This window comes from Streptomyces radiopugnans, from assembly GCF_900110735.1.
Classification (GTDB): domain Bacteria; phylum Actinomycetota; class Actinomycetes; order Streptomycetales; family Streptomycetaceae; genus Streptomyces; species Streptomyces radiopugnans.
Genome location: NZ_FOET01000017.1, coordinates 19,401 through 41,187 on the forward strand (window position 1 = coordinate 19,401; position 21,787 = coordinate 41,187).

Here is a 21,787-nt window from a genome sequence, read left to right on the forward strand (position 1 = left end):
TCCTGCGGCTGCTCATGCGGAATCGGGCGGTGGAGTGGGAGGAGGTATGTGCAACGCGCGCGTGAGAGCGTCTCCGAGGTCCGGGGTGAGGGGCGTGGGAGCGGTGCCGTCCGCGCCATCGGGTGGCGGTGCGGGAGCCGGCAGCGTGGCGGGCCCGAGCCTGCTCGCGGTTGTCGGGAATGCGGAGGTCAGGCCGAGGCGGAACGCGAGCTCGCCGCTGTGCAGCCGGGCCGCGGCCTCCAGCAGCAGGGCGTAGTTGTCGGCGGCGGCACGGGTACGGGCCCGGCCCGCGAAGGCCAGAGTGAGGCTGATGAGGACGGCGGGCCACCACCATCCGGCGACCGGAAGGTACAGCAGGGCCCACGCGGTGAGTGTGCTGCCGCGGTACAGGGACTGGCGTGCCGCGGCGATCTCTGTGCGGGTGGTCTCGGGCAGGGTGAGCCACAAGTACGGCCACACCGTGGCCACATCGAGCTGGTGCACCCGGTCCAGGCGGGCGGAGACGCCGTGGATGCGGTCGCCGCTCCAGGTCGGGCGGTCGGGGTATTCTGCGGCGATTCGGGTCATGGCGAGGTGGGCCGTCCACCGCGCGGTCGGATCGCTGCGTTCGCCGCGGCCGCGGGTGCGCCGGGCCTCCGTCATCAGTTGGTCGTAGCGGCTGGCGGTCGTGGCCCAGCGGTGCCGACGGCGGTTGACGCGCAACTGGGCCAGGGCACGCAGTGGGCGTGGCCAGGTGCGCCAGTCGGCGGCCAGGCACGCGCGTTCGACGAGTGAGCCCAGCGCCTGGGCGGTGAGCCCCGCCGCGGCGGAGCCGGCCAGGACGGCGCCGAGGATCACGATCTGGCCGCCGGCGGTGCGGACCGTGCGGGTTTCGGCCGTCGCGGAGACCTGGTGGGTGAGATGGCGCAGGTCGAAGGGATGGCCGTGGCCGAGCAGGGCCGCCGTGCCCAGGACGGCGAGGTAGAGGGCACCCGGCAGGACGAGGAGGGACAGCCAGCGTTCGGCGAGTTTCTTTCCAAGTTCCGAGAGCAGGCCACCCATGGCTAGAGACGGTCCCGTCGCAGCGGTTGGCCGGTGATGGCACAGCTAGGTAGGGGCACGCCGGGGTGCGGAGCCCAGGAGCGCGTACACCGGTGCGCCGGGCACAGGTAGACGATGTCGGCCGGTCCCGCACCCCGGGACAACCCAGTCACCTGGTACGGACCGTGGCCGCCGGGTGGCTCACCACCACCGAGGCCGCGGGAGCCGTCCTCCCCGCCAAGGAGCCCGTGCACGCCGCGAGCGTCGCCGTCCGCCTGCAGCAGCAGGTGCAGGTGCTCCAGCGCCCCGTCAACGTCCCCGCCCGAGCGCACGGCTGCCAGAACCCGCTCCAAGGGCTCGTCGTCGCCCAACTGCCCGTCGAGCAGTTGGGCGCGGAGTAGCTCCAGGTTCTGACAGACGTATGCCACGGCGTTCGCTCTGCGAACGGTCGACTGGTCGAGGCCGTCCCTCACGCGTCCTCCCTATAGTGATGACGCTAGCCACGCGGCTCCAACTGTGCAATGACGCAGGGGTATTCGGAGACGAGGTGCTGAATGTGGTGGAAGTCGTTCACTGGCGGTCGCGATCGAAAAGGTACGGAAGACTGGTCCCGGCTCGGCTCCGAGGTGTGGGAGAGATGGCATCGGACCGGTGCCACCGCGGACCTTGACGAGGCTGTCGCCGTCTACCGCACGGCAGTGGAGCGAACACCCCGGCGCCATGAAGAACGTGCGAGTCTCCTGTACGGCCTCCTGGCCGCGCTTCACGCACGCGGCACACGAACCGGCGCCCTGGCGGATCTGAACGAGGCCGTCGCCGCCGGGCGGGAAGCCGTCGCCCTCGCTCCCATGAACGCGGGCTACCTTTCGGCCCTCGGAGTCGTAATGTCGGAGCGCTTCGAGCAGACCGGGCAGGACGCCGACCTCGAAGAGGCCGTGATGCTGTGCCGCAGGGCCGTCACATTGCCCCCCACGGGCCCGTCCGACGTCGAGAATTCACTGGAGCACCTGGCCACGGCGCTGCACCTGCGATTCCAGCGGACGGGATCCCTGGCGGACCTGGAAGAGGCGATCGATCTTGAACGCACGGCGGTCGCACTGAGTCAACCCCGGTCCTCCGGACGCAAGGGGATCCTGACCAACCTCAGCGGCCAACTGATCTCACTCCACCTCCGGACCGGCCGACCGGAGGCCCTGGACGAGGCCGTCGCTTTCGCCCGGCGAGCGGTCAGGGCCGAACCGGCCGCCGACCCCCATCAGCTCGCCTGCCTGACCGACCTCGGCAACGCCCTGGAACTACGGTACAAACGAGGCGGCGTACGCGCGGACCTGGACGAATCCCTTGCTCTTGGGCGCGAGGCCGTCGCACTGACGCCAGCCTTCCCCACCGTGCGGGCCCCGTTCCTCATCAACCTCATGAACAGGCTGAGCCTGCGGTACGAACAAGGGGGCTCCGACGCGGACATCGAGGAAGCACTACGCCTGGGCCGCGAGGCGGTCGCCGCGGCTCCCTTCCACCATCCGGAGCGCCCCGGCTACCTCTTCCACTTGGTGAGCACACTGACCCTGCGGTCGATGCACAGCGGTAGCACGACGTTCGTCGACGAGGCGGTCGCCCTCTCCCGCGCCGCGGCCGAGGCCGCACGTTCCCTGGCCCATCCGGAGGTCAGGGGTGCCTACCTCACCACCTTCGTACTCGCCCTCCAGAGCCGTTTCGAACAAGCGGGAGACGTCGCCGATCTGGACGAGGCGATCAGCGTCGGGCGCGAAGCCATGACGTTCTTCTCCACCGGGACCCTCGGAGCGGAACGGCACTCCTTCATCCTGACGGAGGCTCTGTACGTCCGGTTCAGACAGACCGACTCCATGGACGACCTGAACGAGGCGATCGCCCTCTCCCGCGCAAGCCTGGCGGCTGCGCACGGCGATCCTGCGGGCCAGCCGGGTCCGCTCGGTTTACTGGGCATGTTGCTGTGGGCCCGTCATGAGCGCACGCAGGACGAGTCCGACCTGGAAGAAGCGGTCGGGTTCTGCCGTCAGGCCGTGGAGGCGACCGTCCACGAGGCCGAGCTGGCGGTGCGTCTGGCTAACCTCGCGGGTGCGCTGGTGGTGCGATTCCGGCGGACCGATCTGGTCACCGACCTCGACGACGCCGTTGAGGCGGCCTCCCGCGCCGTCCGCCTCACGCCGCGGCGTGACACTGAACTCCCGCGCTACCTCTCGAATCTCGCATTCGCCCTGACCTTGCGGTTTCAACGGGCCGGCAGGAGAGAGGACCTGGACGAGGCCGTCGCCGTCGGCCGGGACAGTGTCACGCTGCTTCCCGCCCACCATCCCGAACGGGCGAAGTTCCTCATCAACCTCGGTACCGCGCTGAGGACCCGGTACGAGCGCTTCGCGGCCGAGGCGGACCTGGAGACTGCCACCGCCGCTTTCATGGAGGCGGCGGGAGCGGAGTCTGCACCCGCTGCCCACCGCGTCCACGCGGGGCGGAACGCGGCCGCACTCATCGCCCCGACGGATCCCGTCCGGGCCGCGGACATCCTGGAAGCGGCGGTCCTGCTGCTCCCGGAGGTCAGTGCCCGCCGCCTCGCACGCAGCGACCAGCAGCATGCGCTCGGCGTCGCCCGCCGAATGGCTAGCGACGCGGCGGCGCTCGTCCTCGCCGGCCCTCACCAGGCCGGCGCCCAGGACCCCGCCCTGCGCGCCCTGCGCCTGCTGGAGACGGGACGGACCGTCCTGATCGGCCAGGCGCTCGACACCCGGGACGATCTGTCGGAACTCCGCAGGCACCACCCCGGCCTCGCCGAGCGCTTCGTCGGCCTGCGTGACGGTCTCGACCAGCCGGCGCCCGCGCTCCTCGTGCCGCCGGTGTCCGCCGTTGGTGGCTCCCCGGCCCCCGGCCACTCCGGACACGCCGGAGTGCCACAGACGCACGCCGCGCTCAACAGACCCGCACTCGCGGCCGAGTTCGCCGCCACCCTCGCCGAGATCCGCACCAAGGACGGATTCGCCTCCTTCGGCCTGCCGCCCGCCCCGGAAGACCTGGTGACCGTGGCGGAGCACGGCCCGTTGGCGGTGCTCAACGTCAGTACGTACGGCAGCCACGCCCTCCTGCTCACCCGGGACGGCGTGTCCGCCGTCCCGCTCCCCGCGCTCGACTTCGAGAGCGTGATCGCCAGGACGGACGCCTTCCTCGACGCCCTGCACCGGGCGGTGGCGGGCAGCGACAGCACCGAGCGGCGCGCGGCCCAGGCAAGCATGCGCGAGGTGCTGGAGTGGCTGTGGGACGCCGCAGCCGAACTCGTCCTCGACCGGCTGGGTTTCCGGCACCGGCCGACGGCGGAGCCGGATGCCTGGCCCCGGCTGTGGTGGGTGCCGAGCGGCCTGCTCAGCCTACTGCCGCTGCACGCCGCCGGGCACCACACCGAGACGGCAGCCGGCACCGCACCCCGTACGGTGATGGACCGCGTGGTCTCCTCCTACACGCCGAGCGTCCGCGCGCTCCACCACGCCCGCCGACACGCCCCCGTCCCGGACACCTCACCGGCCTGCATCCCCCGCGCCCTCGGCGTCGCGATGCCCGTCACCCCCGGCCTGCCCGGTGGCGGCCCCCTGCACCACGCGAGCGAAGAGGTCGCCATGCTCCGCAGGCATCTGCCCGGACTCGTGGTCCTCGACGGCGGTGACGACCCGGCCACGCCGGTCAAAGCCGACGTGCTGAAGCGGCTGCCGGACTGCCCCGTCGCACACTTCGCCTGCCACGGTCACAGCGACGGCACCGACCCGTCCCTCAGCCACCTACTGCTCCAAGACCACGAGCGCGACCCCCTCACCATTGCCGCCCTCGCTCCCGTCGCCCTCGACCACGCCCAGCTCGCCTATCTGTCGGCCTGCCGCACCGCGTCCGTCGTTCACGGGGCTTTCCTCGACGAGGCCCTCCACCTCGCCTCGGCGTTCCAGCTCGCGGGCTTTCCGCGGGTCGTCGGCACTCTCTGGGAAGTCGACGACCGGCTCTGCGTCACCATCGCCGACAGCTTCTACACCCACCTGCGCACCGCGGAGGGCGGCCTCGACACCCGTCGCACCGCGCACGCGCTGCACCGCGCCCTTATCGCCGTACGCGACGGGCACGACCTGTCAGGTCCCATCACCAGATCAGGGAATCCGTTCCTATGGGCAGCGCACATCCACGTCGGGGCTTGAGCACTCAACGCCACCACGGCCGAAGGGGGGCCACAATGTTGTTCAAACGCTTCCGGAAGAAACCGGCGGCGAGGATGCCCGCGCCACCGGCGCCCGAGCCGGAGGAACAGCGGCGGGTGGTGAGGCAGGACGGACCCGACAGCGACGGGATGGTCACGCTCTCCGGCCAGGGCTGGGCGGGCGACCTGTGGCGGGAAGTACCCGTCCGCGTGCCGTGGCGCGTTGACGTCAACGAGTTCCTGAGCCGACGGCCACTGCCCTACCTCTGGCCGGACGACGCCGAGTACCGGGCGCACGTCGACGCCGACGAGCACCCTGAGCAGCTGTTGCGGACCAGTTGGATCGACGCCTTCCTTCACCACCCCGACGACAGCGTCGTCATCCAGTGCCTTCGTGACGCCTTCACCGGCGACAACATCGCGAACCTCACCAGCGTCGCCGACATCCTCGGCTACGCCTGCGCGCCGGAGGTGAAGCAGGAAGCCGCGAAGGCGGTGTGGCGCGCCGACGACGCGGGAGTGCACTGGGTCTTCAACGTGCTGCTCTCCCGAGGGCTCATCCCCTCCGACTACGACGCCCTCTCGGTGCACGAGGCGATCAGACACCTGCGCGCGACCTGCCCTCCAGAGAGGGCCGGGACACTCCAATCGGAACTCGGCGGTTCCGATCAGGACTGAACCGCTGCGGCGCAGCAGTCAGCTTCTGTGCGATATGCCGTGGGGTCCGCCCAGTCGCCGTTCCTCGTGAACGCCACGTTGTTCCTGGTCACCGTTGGTGTGCGGACAGCACATAGGTCGGGCGAGGATGAAAAACTCAGAGTGAACTTCTTTCATCCTGTGTAGCAGCAGGCCAGAAGGACATGTACGGCTTGGACGATGCGGCCGATGCGTCGGGTTGAGCAGCGTGCTCGTCGTAGCAGTCGCCATTCCTTGAGGCGGGCGGAGGCGCGTTCGCCGGGAGCGCGAAAGCGCGCATGGTCGCGGTGACCGTAAGTCAGGGGTGCGGACGGTGGCGCCGGCACCCTGGTAGGCGCGGTCGGCCAGGACGAGGACCTGCCGGGTCAGACACGCTTGGACGATGCCGTGGGCGCGGGCCGCGGTCAGATCGTGGGTCCGGCCCGGGGTCGCGCGGGAGAACCACAGGGGTGTGCCGTCCGGACGGGCGATGACCTGGACGTTTATGCCGTGTCGGCGGTGTTTCATCGAGTAGTACGGCTCGTCCGCCTTGATGCGGTCGGTGGGGATCAGCGTGCCGTCGACGATGACGACGTCGCCCTCGCCCAAACCGACCAGGGCCTCGTGCAGCCCCGGTGCCCAGGCGGCCAGGACCTTGAGAGTCTCGTCCACGTACCGCCAGGCGGTTGCCTCCGAGACACCGAATCCGGCGCCGAGCCGGGCGAACGTCTCGTTCTTCCGAAGATGGGCCAGAGCGAGCAAGACCTGTTTGAAGCAGCCCGGCTTCCGCCGCGGCGAGTTCCGTTCACGCCTTCGGGCGTAGAAGAGCCACGAGACGTGCTCGACCAGCTCGTGCGGGACGTCGAGCATGGCAGGATACGGAACCAACGAAGCCCCCGGCCGCCGGTGTGCTGAGTGGAATCACCACGCCAACGACGAGGGGCCCTGCCTCGTCACCACGGCCACTGACCAGCTCGTTTCACCCTCGCGTCCCAGGATGAAAGAGGTTCAGTGACACGATCGGCATAACCACGGCGGGGGTAATATTTCCGCCCACCCGGAGAATGCGTCGTGTTCTGCTGCGACGAGAAGCCCCGGCCTCAGGCGCCGGCTTGCAGTGCCCCGATTCTTCCGCTGCGGCCCGGAAGCCCCGAAAGGCAGACCCACGTCTATTCCGGAGTGCACCACCGCTCTGTTCACCGTACTGAAAGTGGCCACCGGCAAAGTCGTCGACCCCTATTGGGCCTGTCGAACACAGCGCGACCCCCATTTGCGCGCCGTCACATCCAATGGAGTTATCCCACACCGAGTCGTTCAGCTACACCGTTGAACGATCGTTACGCTCAAACCACCACCAATTGCTTCAGCGGCAGTGGGGAAGTTCAGCCAGCGCCATCACACCCCCGGTCCGCCCCGAATGTGACGCGGAGGCTCTCACATGGCGAGGTACGACTACGCGTGCGGACAGTGTGGCGTGTTCGAGGTCGTCCGTCCGATCGACGCCCCGGTACATGAGCCGAGGTGCGCCACATGCGGCGGAGCGGCGACGCGTGTATACACCCCGCCCGCCGTCACCTCGCCCCACTCCGCCCTGCGACGGGCGCGCGACGCTGCCGAGGCCAGCGCACACGAGCCGACGGTGCGACACCGCATGCCCGCACCGCCCCGTCGTCATGCTCATCCGCCGAATCCGCTGCGCGCACGCCTCCCGAGGCCGTGACCCACAGGCAAGGAGCGAAAGATGCCCGAAGTACTCTTCAGCATCGACCAGTCCCGGTCGTTCTACGATCAGGCAGTCCCGCCGCACAACCGCTGGCACCCCGACATCCCGCCGGTGGCGACCGTTCGGCCCGGCACCGAGTTCCGCCTCGAATGCCGGGAGTGGTTCGACGGGACGGTTCACAACGACGACTCCGCCAACGACATTCGCGACCTCGATCTCTCGATCGTCCATCCTCTGAGCGGACCGATCGCCGTCGAGGGCGCGCAGCCCGGTGACCTGCTGGTGGTGGACATCCTCGACATCGGTCCCGTCCCGCAGGAGACCGGGCCGGTCGCCGGCCAGGGCTGGGGCTACACGGGCATCTTCGCCAAGGCCAACGGCGGCGGTTTCCTCACCGAGCACTTCCCGGACGCGTACAAGGCGATCTGGGACTTCCACGGGCAGATCGCGACCTCCCGCCACCTGCCCGGCGTGCGCTTCACCGGCATCACCCACCCAGGCCTCATCGGCACCGCCCCGTCGCACGACCTGCTCGGTCGGTGGAACGCCCGGGAGGCCGAACTCATCGCGACCGATCCCGACCGAGTGCCCCCGCTCGCGTTGCCGCCGGATCCGCAAGGGGCAATCCTCGGCATGCTGGAAGGCGACGCATTCGAACGCGCCGCACGGGAGGCGGCACGAACCCAGCCGCCACGTGAGAACGGCGGCAACCAGGACATCAAGAACCTCACCCGCGGCGCCCGGATCTTCCTGCCGGTGTATGTCGAGGGTGGCAAACTGTCCGCCGGTGACCTGCACTTCAGCCAGGGCGACGGCGAGATCACCTTCTGCGGCGCAATCGAGATGGGCGGCTACCTCGATCTCGGCGTCGACCTCATCAAGGACGGCATGCAAGCCTATGGGGTGACGACGAACCCCGTGTTCTACCCCGGCAACGTCGAGCCGCGCTACAGCGAATTCCTCACTTTCGTCGGCATCTCCGTCGACGAAGACGGCCGCCAGCGCTACCTCGACTCACAGGTCGCCTATCGGCGGGCCTGCCTGAACGCGATCGAGTACCTGACCAAGTTCGGCTACTCACCCGAGCAGGCCTACCTGCTCCTCGGAGCCGCCCCGATCGAAGGCCGTTTCAGCGGCGTGGTCGACATCCCCAACTCCTGCGCCACGCTCTATCTGCCCACCGCCATCTTCGACTTCGACATCCGCCCGTCCGGCGACGGGCCACAGAGCGCCGATCGGGGAAGCTGCGCCCGCTCAAGCTAGCGAGCTCGTGCACGGTTGGCGGTGAGACGTCGAGCTGCTGATCGTTGATCATGGTCGTGTAGTGGGGAACACGTCTCGTGCAGCGATCACCAGCGACCGATGGATCACGGGCCTGCCGGCCGAGGTGATCGCTGAACTGGTCGCCGAGGTAGGCCCGTTGAGGCATGAGCGGCACCAGGCCAGGCTCACCTCCCGGCCGCAGAAGCGGGCGATCGGCGCCGGCGCGAGGCATCGGCTGGTGTTCGTCGACCGATTCCTGGCCACCCTTATGCATCTCCGGCACGCGACCACGCACGACGTGCCGGCCTGCTGGTTCGAGGTGGACCGCTTCACCATCACCCGCGCCGTCGGCGAAGTGCGGCCCCTGCTCGCCGAGCGAGGCTGCACCATCGCCCCCGGCGTGCGGCTGCGAACCCTCGCCGAGGTCATCGACCACCTCGGCGCCAGCGGGAAGTCAGGCATCATCGACGGCACCGAGGTCCCGGTCCACCGCCCGGCCGTCGGCCGCACGGACCGGGAGGCGTTCATCTCCGGCAAGACCAGGCAGAACGCCGTCAAGACCATGGTCGCACCGACGCCGGCGGCCGGATGCTGTTCCGCAGCCCGACCAGGCCGGGCAGCTGCGCGGACATCACCCACGCCCGCCAACTGGGGCTGGCCAAGCTCCTGGCCGACGGGCCGGCCGTGGAGACCCTCGCCGACGCCGGCTACCGGGGCCTGGGCGCGCAGACCGGCGGACGCGTGATCACACCACCACACCGAAAGTTCACGAAGAGCGCTCCCGACCGGTACGAGACGATGTACCAGCGGCAGCGCACAGCGCACTCCTCGCGGCGCATCCGGGTCGAGCACGGCATCGCCCACCTGAAGAACCGGCGCGCCCTGGCCCGCCACCTCGGCCGCCGCGAGCACATCAGCGACACCGTCCAGGCCGTCGCCGGCCTCCTCTCCCACCAGCAGACCATGGACCTGATCCGAGCACGGCAGAGGTAAGCGTCGGTCCAACCGAAGCCCACGACGCCTCACCACCAACCGGGCACGAGCTCGTTATCCAACCTTGCGTTCACAGGCTTTGGCGCGGGTTGGCGTCTTCGATCCGAAGGCCGGAGGGACGGAGGGGCGGACGTACGCTGTCGTAGGATCCAACCGATGAAGGTTGCGTTGCCCCCGGCATGAAGCCCCAGGTCAGCAAGGTCGGCCCCGCATCCGAACCGATGGCCCGTTACTTAATTCCGGTGATGCCGTGGCAAATATTATCCACTGTTTACTTTTAATGCGATTTTTCCTGTTGCAGAGGATTGGAAGTGGGTTGAGATTCAGTTCGCCTCGCAGGCAACACCGTCGTCATCCCGGTCGAGTTCGTCTCGGTAGCCGGGGTCGCCTGGCGTGAGCGGTCCCGGTGCCTCATCGCAGTTTTCGTAGTACACATCGGTGTCCGGGGCATCTCCGGGCGGTTCTTCCGGGATGTCCTCAGGTGCATCGGGGGGTGGAGCTGTTTCCGTCGCGGTGGATGTCACCGTCTCGGTCGGCGGCTCCTGGGCCGGCTCCGTTGCAGTCTCCGTCTCCGTGACCGTGACGGTTGGCGTTTCGTCCGGCCCGGGGTCTGTGCCTTCGCCGGCCTCGATCAGGGCGCCGAGGGCCGCAAGAGCGACGACGGCTCCCGCTACCGCGAGTAGCGCGATCAGCCACGGGTTCCAGCGTCGCCGAGGGCCTTCAGGCTCCGGCCGCTGCCACCCGGCATTCTGGGAGGACATGATGGCCGCCTTGTGACGTATACGGTCAGGAACCTCCACCAGAGCACATCAGGCAAGTAAGCGCTCGATAGCGTTCACCCGTTTGGCTCTCCTTGGGTGTCGACCGGCCTTCGGGGGCCTCGGCCCCGGGTCCTGGACACACAAGACACTGGATCCTGAGGATCTGAGAACGGACATCCCGTGGTCGTGAGCAACCATCCGTCGCAGTTCACGGCGGACGCGGTCGCGCTGTAACGGTCGTGGCCCGAGGCGACGATCCGGCAGGTCGCCGCCGATCTGGGGATCAGCCCCGAGACCCTGCGGAACAAGGAGGCTCCCTCGCGGCGCGAGCATCAGGGATCCAACATCACGGGAAACTCCAGGCGGCCGCTCCCCCTGCCTGGCGGCGCCCATCACCGCGGCCGGGCAAGGATTCAGGTCGCGCGGCCTGTTCGTCGAGTGCGGTGAGGGTGGTCGTCACGTCCGGGAGGCCTTTCGGCCGTCGCTGTCCGGGCGCCGCGCGCCGAAGGCGGCCGACATCTCCCCCAAGGTGTCGGCGACCGCACGGGCGCCGGGCGCGCCCGGTTCGATGAGCGTGTAGTGGCCCGTTCCGGGCAGCACGACGGTCTTCAGGTCACGGTGTACGGACGCATAGTCCGCGAACTGGGCGAGCGGGACCTCCTCGTCGGCGGCTCCGTGCAGCAGCACGGTGGGGACGCCGGTCGTGCCCGCGTCGCGCAGCAGGGTGAGGGGGTCGACCGACGGCATCCGCTGCTCGAACAGGTCCTCACCGCCGAGGAGTTGCAGGGCGGCGCCGTTGCTGAGGTCGTCGCGGCGGGTGGCGGCGAGGTCCGTGATCGGGGCGAGCGCCAGCACGGCGGTCGGCAGGCTGCGGGTGTGCCAACGTGAACCGGGGGGCAGCAGGCCGCGAGCCGCGCACCACAGAGCGAGGTGGCCGCCCGAGCAGTGCCCCGCCAGGACGTACGGCCGTCCCTGCGGCAGGGTGTCCACGATCCGCGCGATGTCGTCGAATGTCTCCGGGTAGCCGCCGGTGCCGCCGGACCGGCGGAAGCCCGGGAGCAGGACGTCGAAACCCCGCTGCGAGAGGTACGCCGCGAAGGGGGTCAGGTGCATCCGGTCGTAGCGCCAGTAGCCGCCGTGCAGCAGGATCACCAGCGGGGCGTCGGGATCTTCGGCGGGCCAGGCGTCGTAGACCTGGTGTGGGTGGTTCCCGTAGGAGCCGTGCACCGGTGCCAGCACCGGCCTCAGACTCAGGACCCGCTTCTCCTCCTCGGCCGCGAAGGCGGATACCGTCCTAGACGCCACCGCGTACCTCCCACAGTTCGGGAAAGATCGGGCGGGCCACGCGCCGCTCGAGCCAGGCGAGCCCGGTGGACCCGGCGCTGCCGCTCTTGGCACCCATGGCACGGCGTACGACCATGACGTGGTCGAAGCGCCAGCGTGCGAGGAGTTCGGCGATGTCGGTGAGCAGTTCGCCGAGGGCGAGCAGCGGGTCGTGCCGCGGGCCGGTGTAGACCTGCCGCCAGGCTTCGACCACGCCCGGATCGCAGTTGTGGGGTGTGGTCACGTCCCGGTCCCGGACGTGTCCGGGGATGGGCAGACCCTGCCGGTGCAGGAAGTACAGCACCTCGTCGTAGAGGGACGGTTCGCGGTAGGTCTCGCCGAGCGCCTCGTGGACCGCGGCGTCACCCTGGTGCAGGCGGAGCATTTCGGCGGACTTGTCGCCCAGAAGGAACTCCATGTGCCGGTACATGGCCGACTGGAAGCCGGACGCCTGGCCGAACGCGGCCCGGAAACCGTTGAACTGGGCGGGTGTCAGAGTGGCGATCGGTGCCCAGGACGCGTTGAGGGCGGTCAGGGCGCGGCGGCTGCGTACCAGCGCGTCCATGGCGGCGTCCAGGTCGTCCTTGGCGAAAGCAGTCCTCGCGGTGCGCCACTCGTGGACGATCAGGGTGAACCACAACTCCATCACCTGGGTGGTGACGATGAAGCCCATCTCGTCCGGGGCGTCGGTGAGGGGGCGCTGCAGCGTGCTGAGGACGGACGCGCTCACGTAGATGTCGTAGGGGCTCGCACCCGGGAAGGGCCGGGTCAGCGGGTCGAGGTCGTCGGCGGTGGGTGGGGCGGGAGCCGTCGTGCTGTCGTTCATGGCATCTCCTAGTGCTGCCGTCGGCCGGGAGTGCGGCCGTGCGGCCAGGGCGGGGGCCACCGGTCGTGCGGCGCGGGGAAGCGGTGCCGCGAGCGGCTTTCTCAGACGCCGAGGTGGACGCCGCCGGAGGCGTCGATCCACTGGCCGGTCACCCAGCGGGCGTCGTCGCTCGCCACGAAGGACACCACGTCGGCGATGTCCGCGGGAGCGCCGAGCCGGCCGAACACGGAGGCGTCCGAGTACCTCCGGCGGATCTCCGGGATGTTCAGCGTGGGGTTGATCTCCGTCTCGGTGTAGCCGGGCGCGACGCTGTTCACGGTGATGCCCCGGGGGCCCAGCTCCTGCGCGAGGGACAGGGTGAGGTAGTCCAGGGCGGCCTTGGTCATGGTGTAGGCGACGATCGGGGGGAAGGCCACACGGGTGGCCACCGAGGAGACGTTCACGATCCTGCCGCCGTCGCGCAGCCGGTCCAGTCCGCGCTGGACGATGAAGAACGGCGCCTTGGTGTTGACGGCGAACACCCGGTCGTAGTCCGCCTCGGTGACGTCCGCGATCCGGCGCGGGAGGGTGATGCCGGCGTTGTTGACGAGGACGTCCACGCCGGGCCGCGCGTCCTGCTCGGCCAGGGCCCGGTCGAAGGCCTCCCAGAGTGTGTCGGCATCGCCGGGTACGCCGAGTTCGGCATGGACGGGGAAGGCCCGGCCACCGTCGGCCTCGATCTCCTTGACCGTGCGCTCGGCCGCCGCCCGGTCGTGCCCGTAGTGGACCGCCACAAGGGCGCCCTCGCGGCCCAGGCGTCGGCTGATGGCCCGGCCGATGCCGCGGCTGCCTCCGGTGACCAGGGCAGTCCTGCCCTCGTGCCGCAGGGTGGTGGTCAACGTCTTCTCCTTCGGGTGAGTGGGGGTGGACCGGGGCGCGACGGGCGTGCGCCGGGTCATGCGTCGAAGTCGAGGGTGAGCTCGGTGCCGAGCGGCCGGGCCCGGCACACGAGCGTGTAGCCCGCGGCCAGCTCCTCGGCGTGGAGGGCGTACTGGGGGCCTGCCGTCACCCGGCCGGACAGGACCCGGGCCCGGCAGCTGCCGCACACCCCTTCACGGCAGGCGTGGGGCACATCGGGGTGGGTGCGCAGCAGCGCGTCCAGGATCGAGGCGTCCTCGGGCCCGGCGGTTGCCAGGCAGCGGTGACCGCCGAGCAGCGCGGTGACGCGAGTGCGGCGCGAGGCGGCCGTCTGGCGGGGCGGCGCGCTCCTCGGCGGCGTGTCCGCGGGAGTGAACAGCTCCGAGCGGATCCGGGTCGGGTCGGCGCCCCACGCCGTGAGCGCCCGGCGCACCGCGACGACCATGCCGGCCGGGCCGCACAGGGCGAACGCGGTGCCGGGGCCGGGGTGGGCGTCGACCGCGGTGAGCAGGCGCGGCAGCTTCGCGTCGTCGATCCGCCCACCCGACAGCCCGCTGCCGTGCTCCTCCTGGGTGAGGACGTACAGGACGGTGAAGCGGTCGACGAACGAGTCCTTCAGGTGGGACAGTTCGTCGGCGAGCAGGGCGTCGGCGGCCGTCGGGACCGAGTGGATCAGGGAGACGCGGCAGGCGGGGTCCTCGCGCAGTGCCGCGGCGGCCATGGCGGCGAGCGGTGTGATGCCGGAGCCGCCCGCGATCAGGACATGATGGCCGCCGGACCGCCCGGGCAGGGCGAAAGTGCCCGTGGGCGGGGAAAGCTCCAGGATGTCACCCGGCGACAGGCTGGTGACGGCGTGGGCACCGAAGCCGTCGGGGGCGCCGCGGCGGATCACCAGGCGCAGCGCGGCCGGGTCGGCCGGCGGGGGGCAGACCGAGTAACTGCGGCGCAGTTCCGCACCGGCACGGCGGTGCCGGAGGACGACGTGCTCACCGGGCCGGTGGGTGAAGACGTCGCGCAGGGCTTCGGGTACCTCGAGGGTGACCGCGACCGCGTCCCCGGTGAGGTGCTGGACCCCGACGACCGCGAGTCGGTGCCAGCCGGTACGCCGGCCTGTGGTCCGGGGCCGGTCGGGAAGTTCCGGGCGGGAGGCTGTGGGCGTGGCGGCGGGGGTGGCGCCGGTCGCGGCGGCAGCGTCGGGACCTGCGGTGGCGGGGGTGTTCACGGTCGGCCTCATAGCGCGCTCAGGTGGGGGAACAGCTCGTGGCATGCCGTGCACCGCAGCACGGACTGGCAGCGGGCCGGTCCGAAGGGACTGTGCCGCCGGGTGGCGCGGGAGCCGCAGTGCGGGCAGGGCACCGCGGCCAGTGCGACGGGGACCGGACCGTTCGCCTTCGCCGGCGCAGGTACGGGCGGGGCGATGCCGTGGGCGGCGAGCTTCTCCCGGCCGGCCGCCGTGATGCGGTCCGCCGTCCACGGCGGGGACAGCACCTGCCGGACCCGCCCCCCGGGGTGGCCGCTCGCGGCGAGGACGTCCCGGATCGCGGAGACGATGGCGGGCAGTGCCGGACAGCCCAGATAGGTCGGGGTGATCTCCACCTCGAGCACTCCGTCGGCGGCCGGGGCGACGGAGCGGACCACGCCGAGGTCGCCGAGGCCGATCATCGGCAGCTCCGGATCGGGCAGTGCCTCCACCAGGGCCCGGACCTCCGCCACCGCGCGGGCGGGGCGCAGGGGTACGACGGGGCGTGGCGCCGGGGGCTTCGACCGGGGTGGCGCCGACCGCGCCACCGGGGGGATCGTGCCGTTCACCAGCGGCCTCCCGGGAACTGGCGATACACCGACTGCATCTCGGCGATCAGCGGGCCGAACTCCTCGGTGTGCAGGCCCACCCGCCCGCCCCGGGCCTGCCAGCGCGGGGTCGGCACGGTCAGACCCGCGCGGGTCACGACCTCACTCACACGTCGCTCCCACACCGAGTGCAGCGGGGCCGGCGAGGGCACCGTGCCCGCCTCCACGAGGTGGTCCACCACCTCGTCCTCGTCGAACAGTTCGGCGGTGTAGGGCCATATCCGCTCCAGGCCCCGTTGCATACGGCGGGAGCTCTCGGGGGTGCCGAGCCCCAGCCGCAGCGTCCAGTTGTCGGCGTGCATCCGGTGGAAGGCCACCTCCCTGGCGGCCCGCTCCCCGAACGCGGCCAGCCGGACGTCCGCACAGCCGGCCAGGGCCTCGTAGTACAGGACCGCGTAATGGGTGTAGGCCAGTTGGCGGGAGACGGTCACCGCGAAGTCCCCGCCGGGCAGCTCGGACAGCAGGGTGTTGGTGAACTCCCGGTCGGAGCGGGTGAAGGCGAACTCGTCCTCGGAGCGTCCGGTGCCGTCGACGTGCCCGCTGAGGGTGAACAGCGTGCGGGCGTGGCCGATCAGGTCGAGGGCGATGTTGGACAGGGCCATGTCCTCCTCGATGGTCGGCGCCCGCGTGATCCACTGGCACAGCCGCTGCCCGAGGACGAGGGCGTCGTCGCCCAGACGCAGCAGGTGCACGGCGAGGTGGGCGTCGGCCCGGACGGCTTCGGTGGGCGGAGCCGGGTCAGTCGAGGTGGTCACCGTCGGGCCCTTTCTCGGTCAGCGGCGCGAAGTGCTCCGGATACCGGTAGGGCTTGTGGCGGGCTCCCGTGAAGAACGGGTCGCGTTCGTCCGGGGACACCGCGTGCACGGCGTCCGAGCGAACCACCCACAGCGACAGCGGGTCGCCACGCCGGGTGTACAGGTCACGGGCCCGCAGCAGGGCCGTGTCGGCGTCGGCGGCGCGTACGGACCCCACATGCTGGTGGGCGAGGCCCCGGCGAGGCCTGAGGAAGACCTCCCAGGACGCCGGAGCACCCTCCCGCTGCCGGCTCATACGCGCTCACCCGCCCCGTCCCGCGCGGCCTCAACCGCGGCCACGTCCGCCTCCGTGTCCGCCTCCGACGGCGACCCGTCGGCCCCGAAGCGCGCGGCGTACGCGGCGGATGCCTCCCGTACCCAGGCGCCGTCCTCGTGCGCCCCACGCCGGTGTGCGACGCGCTGCCGGGACCAGTGCGTGTCCTCGCCGAGCGCCGCGCGGTAGACGTCCCAGTCAACGGGGGTGAAGTCGTAGTGGCCGCGTTCCTCGTTCCAGCGGATCGCCGGGTCCGGGAGGGTGAGTCCGAGGCGTTCGGCCTGGGGGACGCAGCTGTCGACGAAGCGCTGGCGCAGCTCGTCGTTGGTGTGGCGCTTGATCCCCCAGGTGATGGCACGGCGGGAGACCGCGGCGCCGAGTGCCGCGGTGCGGTCGTCGGCACCGCCCGCCGCGGTGTCGGGCGGCCCGAACATCAGCGCCACGGCCGGCAGCCACCAGCGGTTCACCGCGTCCTGGGCCATCGCCTTCTGCTCCGGCGAGCCTTCGCACAGGGCACGCATGAGGTCGTACCCCTGCCGTACGTGGAAGGCCTCCTCCTGGCAGACGCGGCGCATCGCCCGGGCGTACGGTCCGTAGGACGTGCGGCACAGGGGCATCTGGTTGACGACGGCGGCGCCGTCCGTCAGCCAGGCGATGGCGCCGGTGTCCGCCCACGTCAGCGCGGGGTGGTTGAACGTCGCCGAGGCCCGCTGCCGGCCCTGGTGCAGGGCGTCGAGCAGTTCGGCCCGGTCCACGCCCAGCGTCTCGGCGGCGGAGTAGAGGTACATCCCGTGCCCGGCCTCGTCCTGGACCTTGGCGATGAGCACCGACTTGCGGTGCAGGGAGGGGGCCCGGGTGAGCCAGGCGCCCTCCGGCTGCATACCGATGATCTCGGAGTGGGCGTGCTGCGCGATCTGGCGGATCAGCATCCGGCGGTAGCCCTCGGGCATCCAGTCGCGGGGCTCGATGGTCGCCCCCGAGGCGATGAGGCCGTCGAAGTGCGCGAGCAGCTCGTCCTGCGCGGCAGGCTCGGTGGCGGTCGGCTGCGCGCTCATGCGCCGCCTCCGCGGCCGGTCTCCGCCACGGGGGGTACGCACCGGCCCCCGAACCGGACGTATGGCCTGGGCACTGGCATCACTCCTTCGGCACTCCTCGGGCTCGGGCACGCCCAGCGCGTCGCGGTACCCGTCCCACCGGGCGGGCGGCGCGCTCTCCCTCTCGGAAAGAGGCTCCGCACGGGGCCCGCTATCCCCACGCCGGGTGGCGGGCGCGCGTGACAAGGATCACGCCGGGCCGCGGGGATTGCCGCCCGCCGCGCGGGCCTCTTGTCCGGGTGACACGGGATCCATGAGGTCTGCTCGACGGCCACTGGCCGTGGCGGAAGGGGAAAGCATGAGCACCATCAGGGAGTTGCTGGTCGAACTCACTGGTACCACGGAGTTCGCCGACGCCGAGCGGGTCGGTGACGACGTCGACCTCGCCGCGAGCGGCATCGACTCCGGCGACCTGGTGCGTCTCGTCCTGCTCGTCGAGCAGCGGCTCGGCGTGGAGATCACCGCCGACGACATGGAGAAGCTGCGCACGATCGCCGACTACGAGCGGTTCGTGGCCGAGCGTTCCGGCGCCGGCGGTGCGTGATGTGGCTGACGCAGCTGCTGGAACGCAACCGACAGTGCCGGCCCGACCGGTTGGCGCTGGTCGACGAGCAGCGCCGGATCACCTGGTCGCAGTTCCATGACCGTACGCTCGAACTGGCGCGAGGGCTGGCCGATCTGGGCATCGGGCGCGGCGACCGCGTCGCGGTGCTGTCCAAGGACCGCGTCGAGGTCCTGGAGACCTACTTCGCGCTCGCCCGGCTCGGCGCGCTGTTCGTCCCACTGAACCACAGCCTGGCCGTGCCCGAGGTCGCCGGCATCGTCGAACGTGTCGGAGCGGTGGCCGTCCTCGGCGAGTCGGACCTGCTGGACCGGCACCTCGAGCTGCCGGCATCGGTGCGGATCAGGACGGCGCTGGACGAGCCGGCGTTCAAGGCGCTGGGCGCCCCGGCCACCGAGCGTGACCTGCCCGAGGTGGCCGACACCGACCCGATCGCCGTGCTGCACACCTCCGCGACCACCGGGCAGGCCAAGGGCGTCACGGTCGACAGCGCCTCGTTCCGTGCCATCGCCCTGGGCTGGCTGGCCGTGGCGCGTCCCACCGACGACATCGTCATGGTCAACTGCTGCCCCCTGTACCACGGCAGCATGGTGGTGTCCCTGACCTACCTGGCCGCCGGCGCCACCGTCGTGCTCATGCCCGGCTTCACCCCGCAGCGGGCGCTGGCCGCGGTGGAGGAACACCGCGCGACCCACATGTGGCTGGTCCCGCAGATGCTCCGCTTCATGCTCCAGGCCAAGGGCACCGCACGCGCCGACCTGTCCTCGCTGCGGGAGATCCTCTACGGCGCCGCCCCCATGCCCCTGGACGTGTACGCCGAGGCCGTGGAGCGCCTCGGCTGCGGTTTCCGGCAGGTCTACGGCATGACGGAGGTCGGCGGGCCCTTCGTCACCCTCGGCCCCGACGAGCACCCGGCCCCCGGGGACGTCACCGCCCGCATCCCCTGCGGACGCGTCGTTCCCGGCATGTCCGCCCGCGCGGTCGACGAGGCCGGACGGGAACTGCCCCGCGGCGGGATCGGTGAGATCGTCGTGCGCGGACCGGGCGTGATGCAGGGTTACTGGAACGACCCCGAGGCCACGCGCGAGATCGTCCTCGACGGCTGGATCAGGACCGGTGACCTGGGATTCGTCGACGACGCAGGCCGCATCCACCTCGTGGACCGCACCAAGGACGTCATCATCCGGGCGGGCCAGAACGTGTATCCCTCGGAGATCGAACGCGCTCTCATGTCCCACCCGGCGGTCCGGGACACCGCGGTCGTCGGCATGCCCGACGACGACTACGGCGAGGTGCCTCTGGCGTACGTCGTCGCCGAGCCGGGCACGCGGGCCGCGGACCTGCTCGCGCACGTCGGGCAGCAGCTCGCGCCCTACAAGCGCCCGCGGCGGGTGGAGTTCATCGAGCAGGTGCCCCGCAATCCCGCCGGAAAAATCGTCAAGAAGCTGCTGCGGGCCTGACGGGTGCGCCCGCGGCAGTACCCGCCTCCGACGGCCGGCCGTCTTCCGGAGGTGTTCCCCGGCGCGGCGGCCGGCCCGTACGGCGAGGTGGCCGCCCGGCTGTTCCCGCCGCGACCCGCGTGGGCGTCGGCCGGGCTCGGGCTGGGCCTCGCCGTCGTCTCGGACCCCCGGGCCGTCCCCGCCGGACCCGCCGAGGAGGCCGCGGCCGCGGCGATGCCGCCGCGGCGCCGGCTGGAGTTCCTGGCCGGCCGGCTCGCGGCACGGCGCGCGCTGCGCGCGGTGGGGCTGGAGTGCGGGCAGATCCCGCGGGCGGGCCGCCTGCCGAGGTTCCCGCCGGGGCGGGCGGCGTCGATCGCGCACAGCGCGGGCGTCGCGGTGGCCGTGGCCCGGGCGCCGGGCCGGGACCTCCCCCTCGGCTGCGATCTGGAACTGCGCCCCCTGCCCGCCGAGGCGGTGCGGCTGGTGCTGCGCGACGACGAGGAGGCGCTGCTGCACGCTCCCCCGTCCGGGACGGCGCCGTGGTCCGTGACGTCGCTGTTCTCGGCGAAGGAGGCCGCGTGGAAAGCCCTGCACACCGGGCCGCGGGCGCTGCCGGACGGCATGCTGAGGAGCCTGCGCGACCTGCGGGCGCAGCCGCTCGCCCAGGGGCTCCGGATCGAGACGCGGACGAACCCGGCCTTCGCCGTGCACGTCGAGGCGGTGGCGGTCGGCGCGGGCGTGTTCAGCACGGTCCTCGGCTGGGCCGGCCGCTGACCGACGGCCACTGAGGCGACGGTGGCCCCTGCCCCGCGCGTCGAGCGCGGGGCAGGGGCCACCGTCACCTCACGCCCGTGCGTTGACCAGGACCGCCATGTTACCCGCCGGGTGACGGTTGTCGTGGACGAGCTGGTGCGCCAGGCCGATCTCCTCGAAGCCGAACGTCCGCGACAGGCACGGGTCGACGAAGCCCCGGTCGATCAGCCGGGTCACCTCGCGGGCCTCACGGGCGCTGGCCACGTGCGATCCCTGCAGCCGCTTCTGCCGCATCCACAGGAAACGCAGGTCCACGTCGCCGTTGTAGCCGGTGGTCCCGCCGCAGATGACGACCATGCCCCCGTTGGCGCACAGGTACATGGACGTGGGGATGGTGTCGGCGCCGGAGTGCTCCAGCACGATCCGCGGACCGCGGCGCTCGCCGAGCACCTCCCAAAAACGCCGCCCGAAGGCGCGCGCACCGGCCAGCCAGCGGGCCATCGCCGCCTCGTCGGAAGTGTCCGGCATCCTGCCCCAGTGGTCGAACTCGCGCCGGTCGATCCATCCCCGGGCGCCGAGCTTCATGCAGAACTCCCCGCGCTCCTCGCCGGAGACGACGGCGACGGGGATGCCGCCGACGTGTCGCACGAGCTGAATGGCGATGCTGCCCAGGCCGCCGGCCCCGCCCCAGATCAGCACCGGGTCGCCCGGCCGGACCGTGTGCGGCTCCCAGCCGAAGAGCTGGCGGTAGGCGGTGGCCGCCGTCGCCATGTAGCAGGCGGACTCCGCCCAGGAGAGGCGGGCGGGCTTCGGGTGGCACATGTAGTCGTCGACAACCGCGAACTGCGCGAAGGAGCCGTAGTTCTCCTCGTACCCCCACACGCGCTGGGTGGTGGAGAAGGCCGGGTCGGCGCCGAGGCGGATGTCCTCGGCCGACTCGTCCCACCGGCTGGCCAGCACGACGACCTCGTCGCCCAGCCGGACGTCCCGCACCCCCTCGCCGACGGCCCACACGATGCCGGACAGGTCGGAGCCGCCGATGTGGAAATCCTCGGTGGCGCCGGCCTTCTGCCGGGCGGCTATCACGTCGAGTGGATGTCCCAGGGCGGCCCAGACGTTGTTGTAGTTGACTCCGGCCGCCATCACCTTGACGAGCACCTGCCCGCGCCCGACGGGGGGTACGTCGACCACTTCGGTGCGGAAGGCGTCGATGGGCCGCCCGTAGCGCTCGCGGCGGATCAGCGAGGCGTACATCTTCTTCGGCACCGTGCCCATCTCGGGCGCGTCACCGAGTTCGTAGAGGTCCTGGGTGGTGGTCGCGGTCACATGGGGCTCCTG

Annotated in this window: 20 protein-coding genes and 2 pseudogenes; 10 read left to right on the plus strand and 12 right to left on the minus strand. The window is 71.2% G+C overall.

Annotated elements, in window-relative coordinates:
• Positions 1-12: 12 nt before the first annotated feature.
• The gene (locus BMY40_RS23440; RefSeq protein WP_093662774.1) at positions 13-1,041 is read right to left on the minus strand and encodes a hypothetical protein; all 1,029 of its coding nucleotides are present in this window, start codon (positions 1,039-1,041) and stop codon (positions 13-15) included.
• Positions 1,042-1,205: 164 nt separating this feature from the next.
• Here BMY40_RS23440 and BMY40_RS27800 point away from each other — a divergent pair, with 164 nt between their 5' ends.
• From BMY40_RS27800 to BMY40_RS23455, 3 genes are all read left to right on the plus strand, one after another.
• The gene (locus tag BMY40_RS27800; protein ID WP_143071812.1) at positions 1,206-1,421 is read left to right on the plus strand and encodes a hypothetical protein; all 216 of its coding nucleotides are present in this window, start codon (positions 1,206-1,208) and stop codon (positions 1,419-1,421) included.
• A 483-nt stretch (positions 1,422-1,904) separates the two neighbouring features.
• Complete coding sequence (locus BMY40_RS23450; RefSeq protein WP_143071813.1) at positions 1,905-5,225, plus strand: CHAT domain-containing tetratricopeptide repeat protein; 3,321 nt, start codon at positions 1,905-1,907, stop codon at positions 5,223-5,225.
• A 119-nt stretch (positions 5,226-5,344) separates the two neighbouring features.
• Complete coding sequence (locus BMY40_RS23455; protein ID WP_143071814.1) at positions 5,345-5,902, plus strand: hypothetical protein; 558 nt, start codon at positions 5,345-5,347, stop codon at positions 5,900-5,902.
• A gap of 152 nt (positions 5,903-6,054) precedes the next feature.
• Here BMY40_RS23455 and BMY40_RS23460 read toward each other — a convergent pair.
• Positions 6,055-6,827 (minus strand): annotated as a pseudogene (locus BMY40_RS23460) (transposase family protein).
• A 510-nt stretch (positions 6,828-7,337) separates the two neighbouring features.
• Here BMY40_RS23460 and BMY40_RS29185 point away from each other — a divergent pair.
• From BMY40_RS29185 to BMY40_RS28315, 4 genes and pseudogenes are all read left to right on the plus strand, one after another.
• Positions 7,338-7,619 carry an FmdB family zinc ribbon protein gene (locus tag BMY40_RS29185; protein WP_093662778.1) on the plus strand — a complete coding sequence of 94 codons (282 nt, stop codon included), beginning with the start codon at positions 7,338-7,340 and terminating at the stop codon, positions 7,617-7,619.
• 21 nt (positions 7,620-7,640) lie between these two features.
• Positions 7,641-8,885: a formamidase gene (fmdA, locus tag BMY40_RS23470; protein WP_093662779.1), complete on the plus strand. Its 1,245-nt coding sequence runs from the start codon at positions 7,641-7,643 to the stop codon at positions 8,883-8,885.
• Between the two features lie 268 nt (positions 8,886-9,153).
• A pseudogene (locus BMY40_RS29075) lies at positions 9,154-9,210 on the plus strand (hypothetical protein); the annotation flags it as partial.
• 263 nt (positions 9,211-9,473) lie between these two features.
• A complete protein-coding gene (locus BMY40_RS28315) occupies positions 9,474-9,878 on the plus strand; it encodes a transposase family protein (RefSeq protein WP_218158311.1) in 405 nt (134 codons plus the stop codon).
• 323 nt (positions 9,879-10,201) lie between these two features.
• Here BMY40_RS28315 and BMY40_RS23480 read toward each other — a convergent pair whose 3' ends face one another.
• The 9 genes from BMY40_RS23480 to paaA form a co-directional block, all read right to left on the minus strand.
• A complete protein-coding gene (locus tag BMY40_RS23480; RefSeq protein WP_093662780.1) occupies positions 10,202-10,639 on the minus strand; it encodes an excalibur calcium-binding domain-containing protein in 438 nt (145 codons plus the stop codon).
• A gap of 456 nt (positions 10,640-11,095) precedes the next feature.
• Positions 11,096-11,944 (minus strand): alpha/beta hydrolase, encoded by an 849-nt coding sequence (locus BMY40_RS23485; RefSeq protein WP_093662781.1) that lies wholly within the window; start codon positions 11,942-11,944, stop codon positions 11,096-11,098.
• Positions 11,934-12,788, minus strand: coding sequence for a tryptophan 2,3-dioxygenase (locus BMY40_RS23490; RefSeq protein WP_093662782.1), 855 nt, complete (start codon positions 12,786-12,788; stop codon positions 11,934-11,936). Before BMY40_RS23490 ends, BMY40_RS23485 begins: the two co-directional genes overlap by 11 nt.
• 101 nt (positions 12,789-12,889) lie before the next feature.
• Entirely contained in the window at positions 12,890-13,666 is a 777-nt protein-coding gene (locus tag BMY40_RS23495) for an SDR family oxidoreductase (RefSeq protein ID WP_093662783.1), read from the minus strand.
• Positions 13,667-13,722: 56 nt separating this feature from the next.
• Positions 13,723-14,907: a 2Fe-2S iron-sulfur cluster-binding protein gene (locus BMY40_RS23500; protein WP_245770277.1), complete on the minus strand. Its 1,185-nt coding sequence runs from the start codon at positions 14,905-14,907 to the stop codon at positions 13,723-13,725.
• An 8-nt stretch (positions 14,908-14,915) separates the two neighbouring features.
• On the minus strand, positions 14,916-15,416 hold the full coding sequence (gene paaD, locus BMY40_RS23505; RefSeq protein ID WP_177214112.1) for a 1,2-phenylacetyl-CoA epoxidase subunit PaaD: 501 nt from the start codon (positions 15,414-15,416) through the stop codon (positions 14,916-14,918).
• Positions 15,417-15,490: 74 nt separating this feature from the next.
• Positions 15,491-16,225: a 1,2-phenylacetyl-CoA epoxidase subunit PaaC gene (gene paaC, locus BMY40_RS23510; protein ID WP_425443165.1), complete on the minus strand. Its 735-nt coding sequence runs from the start codon at positions 16,223-16,225 to the stop codon at positions 15,491-15,493.
• A gap of 46 nt (positions 16,226-16,271) precedes the next feature.
• Complete coding sequence (gene paaB, locus BMY40_RS23515; RefSeq protein ID WP_093662786.1) at positions 16,272-16,583, minus strand: 1,2-phenylacetyl-CoA epoxidase subunit PaaB; 312 nt, start codon at positions 16,581-16,583, stop codon at positions 16,272-16,274.
• Positions 16,580-17,656: a 1,2-phenylacetyl-CoA epoxidase subunit PaaA gene (gene paaA / locus BMY40_RS23520; RefSeq protein ID WP_093662787.1), complete on the minus strand. Its 1,077-nt coding sequence runs from the start codon at positions 17,654-17,656 to the stop codon at positions 16,580-16,582. Before paaA ends, paaB begins: the two co-directional genes overlap by 4 nt.
• Before the next feature lie 337 nt (positions 17,657-17,993).
• Here paaA and BMY40_RS23525 point away from each other — a divergent pair, with 337 nt between their 5' ends.
• Genes BMY40_RS23525 through BMY40_RS23535 form a run of 3 tightly spaced genes read left to right on the plus strand, consistent with a single transcriptional unit; the run spans position 17,994 to position 20,470 of the window.
• Positions 17,994-18,239 (plus strand): acyl carrier protein, encoded by a 246-nt coding sequence (locus BMY40_RS23525; RefSeq protein WP_093662788.1) that lies wholly within the window; start codon positions 17,994-17,996, stop codon positions 18,237-18,239.
• The gene (locus tag BMY40_RS23530; RefSeq protein ID WP_093662789.1) at positions 18,239-19,717 is read left to right on the plus strand and encodes a class I adenylate-forming enzyme family protein; all 1,479 of its coding nucleotides are present in this window, start codon (positions 18,239-18,241) and stop codon (positions 19,715-19,717) included. Before BMY40_RS23525 ends, BMY40_RS23530 begins: the two co-directional genes overlap by 1 nt.
• A 51-nt stretch (positions 19,718-19,768) precedes the next feature.
• Positions 19,769-20,470, plus strand: a complete 702-nt coding sequence (locus BMY40_RS23535) for a 4'-phosphopantetheinyl transferase family protein (protein WP_245770278.1) — start codon at positions 19,769-19,771, stop codon at positions 20,468-20,470.
• 69 nt (positions 20,471-20,539) lie between these two features.
• On the opposite strand, the gene ccrA is transcribed toward BMY40_RS23535, so the two are convergent.
• Positions 20,540-21,724 (minus strand): crotonyl-CoA carboxylase/reductase, encoded by a 1,185-nt coding sequence (gene ccrA / locus BMY40_RS23540; RefSeq protein WP_093662842.1) that lies wholly within the window; start codon positions 21,722-21,724, stop codon positions 20,540-20,542.
• Positions 21,725-21,787 lie beyond the last annotated feature (63 nt).

Coding starts and splice junctions, on each gene's coding strand:
- paaB (WP_093662786.1), bottom strand. CDS start 16,583: ATGAGCCGGCAGCGGGAGGGTGCTCCGGCGTCCTGGGAGGTCTTCCTC.
- BMY40_RS23450 (WP_143071813.1), top strand. CDS start 1,905: ATGTCGGAGCGCTTCGAGCAGACCGGGCAGGACGCCGACCTCGAAGAG.
- BMY40_RS23525 (WP_093662788.1), top strand. CDS start 17,994: ATGAGCACCATCAGGGAGTTGCTGGTCGAACTCACTGGTACCACGGAG.
- BMY40_RS23490 (WP_093662782.1), bottom strand. CDS start 12,788: ATGAACGACAGCACGACGGCTCCCGCCCCACCCACCGCCGACGACCTC.
- BMY40_RS29185 (WP_093662778.1), top strand. CDS start 7,338: ATGGCGAGGTACGACTACGCGTGCGGACAGTGTGGCGTGTTCGAGGTC.
- BMY40_RS28315 (WP_218158311.1), top strand. CDS start 9,474: ATGCTGTTCCGCAGCCCGACCAGGCCGGGCAGCTGCGCGGACATCACC.
- paaA (WP_093662787.1), bottom strand. CDS start 17,656: ATGAGCGCGCAGCCGACCGCCACCGAGCCTGCCGCGCAGGACGAGCTG.
- fmdA (WP_093662779.1), top strand. CDS start 7,641: ATGCCCGAAGTACTCTTCAGCATCGACCAGTCCCGGTCGTTCTACGAT.
- ccrA (WP_093662842.1), bottom strand. CDS start 21,724: ATGGGCACGGTGCCGAAGAAGATGTACGCCTCGCTGATCCGCCGCGAG.
- BMY40_RS23440 (WP_093662774.1), bottom strand. CDS start 1,041: ATGGGTGGCCTGCTCTCGGAACTTGGAAAGAAACTCGCCGAACGCTGG.
- BMY40_RS23480 (WP_093662780.1), bottom strand. CDS start 10,639: ATGTCCTCCCAGAATGCCGGGTGGCAGCGGCCGGAGCCTGAAGGCCCT.
- BMY40_RS23530 (WP_093662789.1), top strand. CDS start 18,239: ATGTGGCTGACGCAGCTGCTGGAACGCAACCGACAGTGCCGGCCCGAC.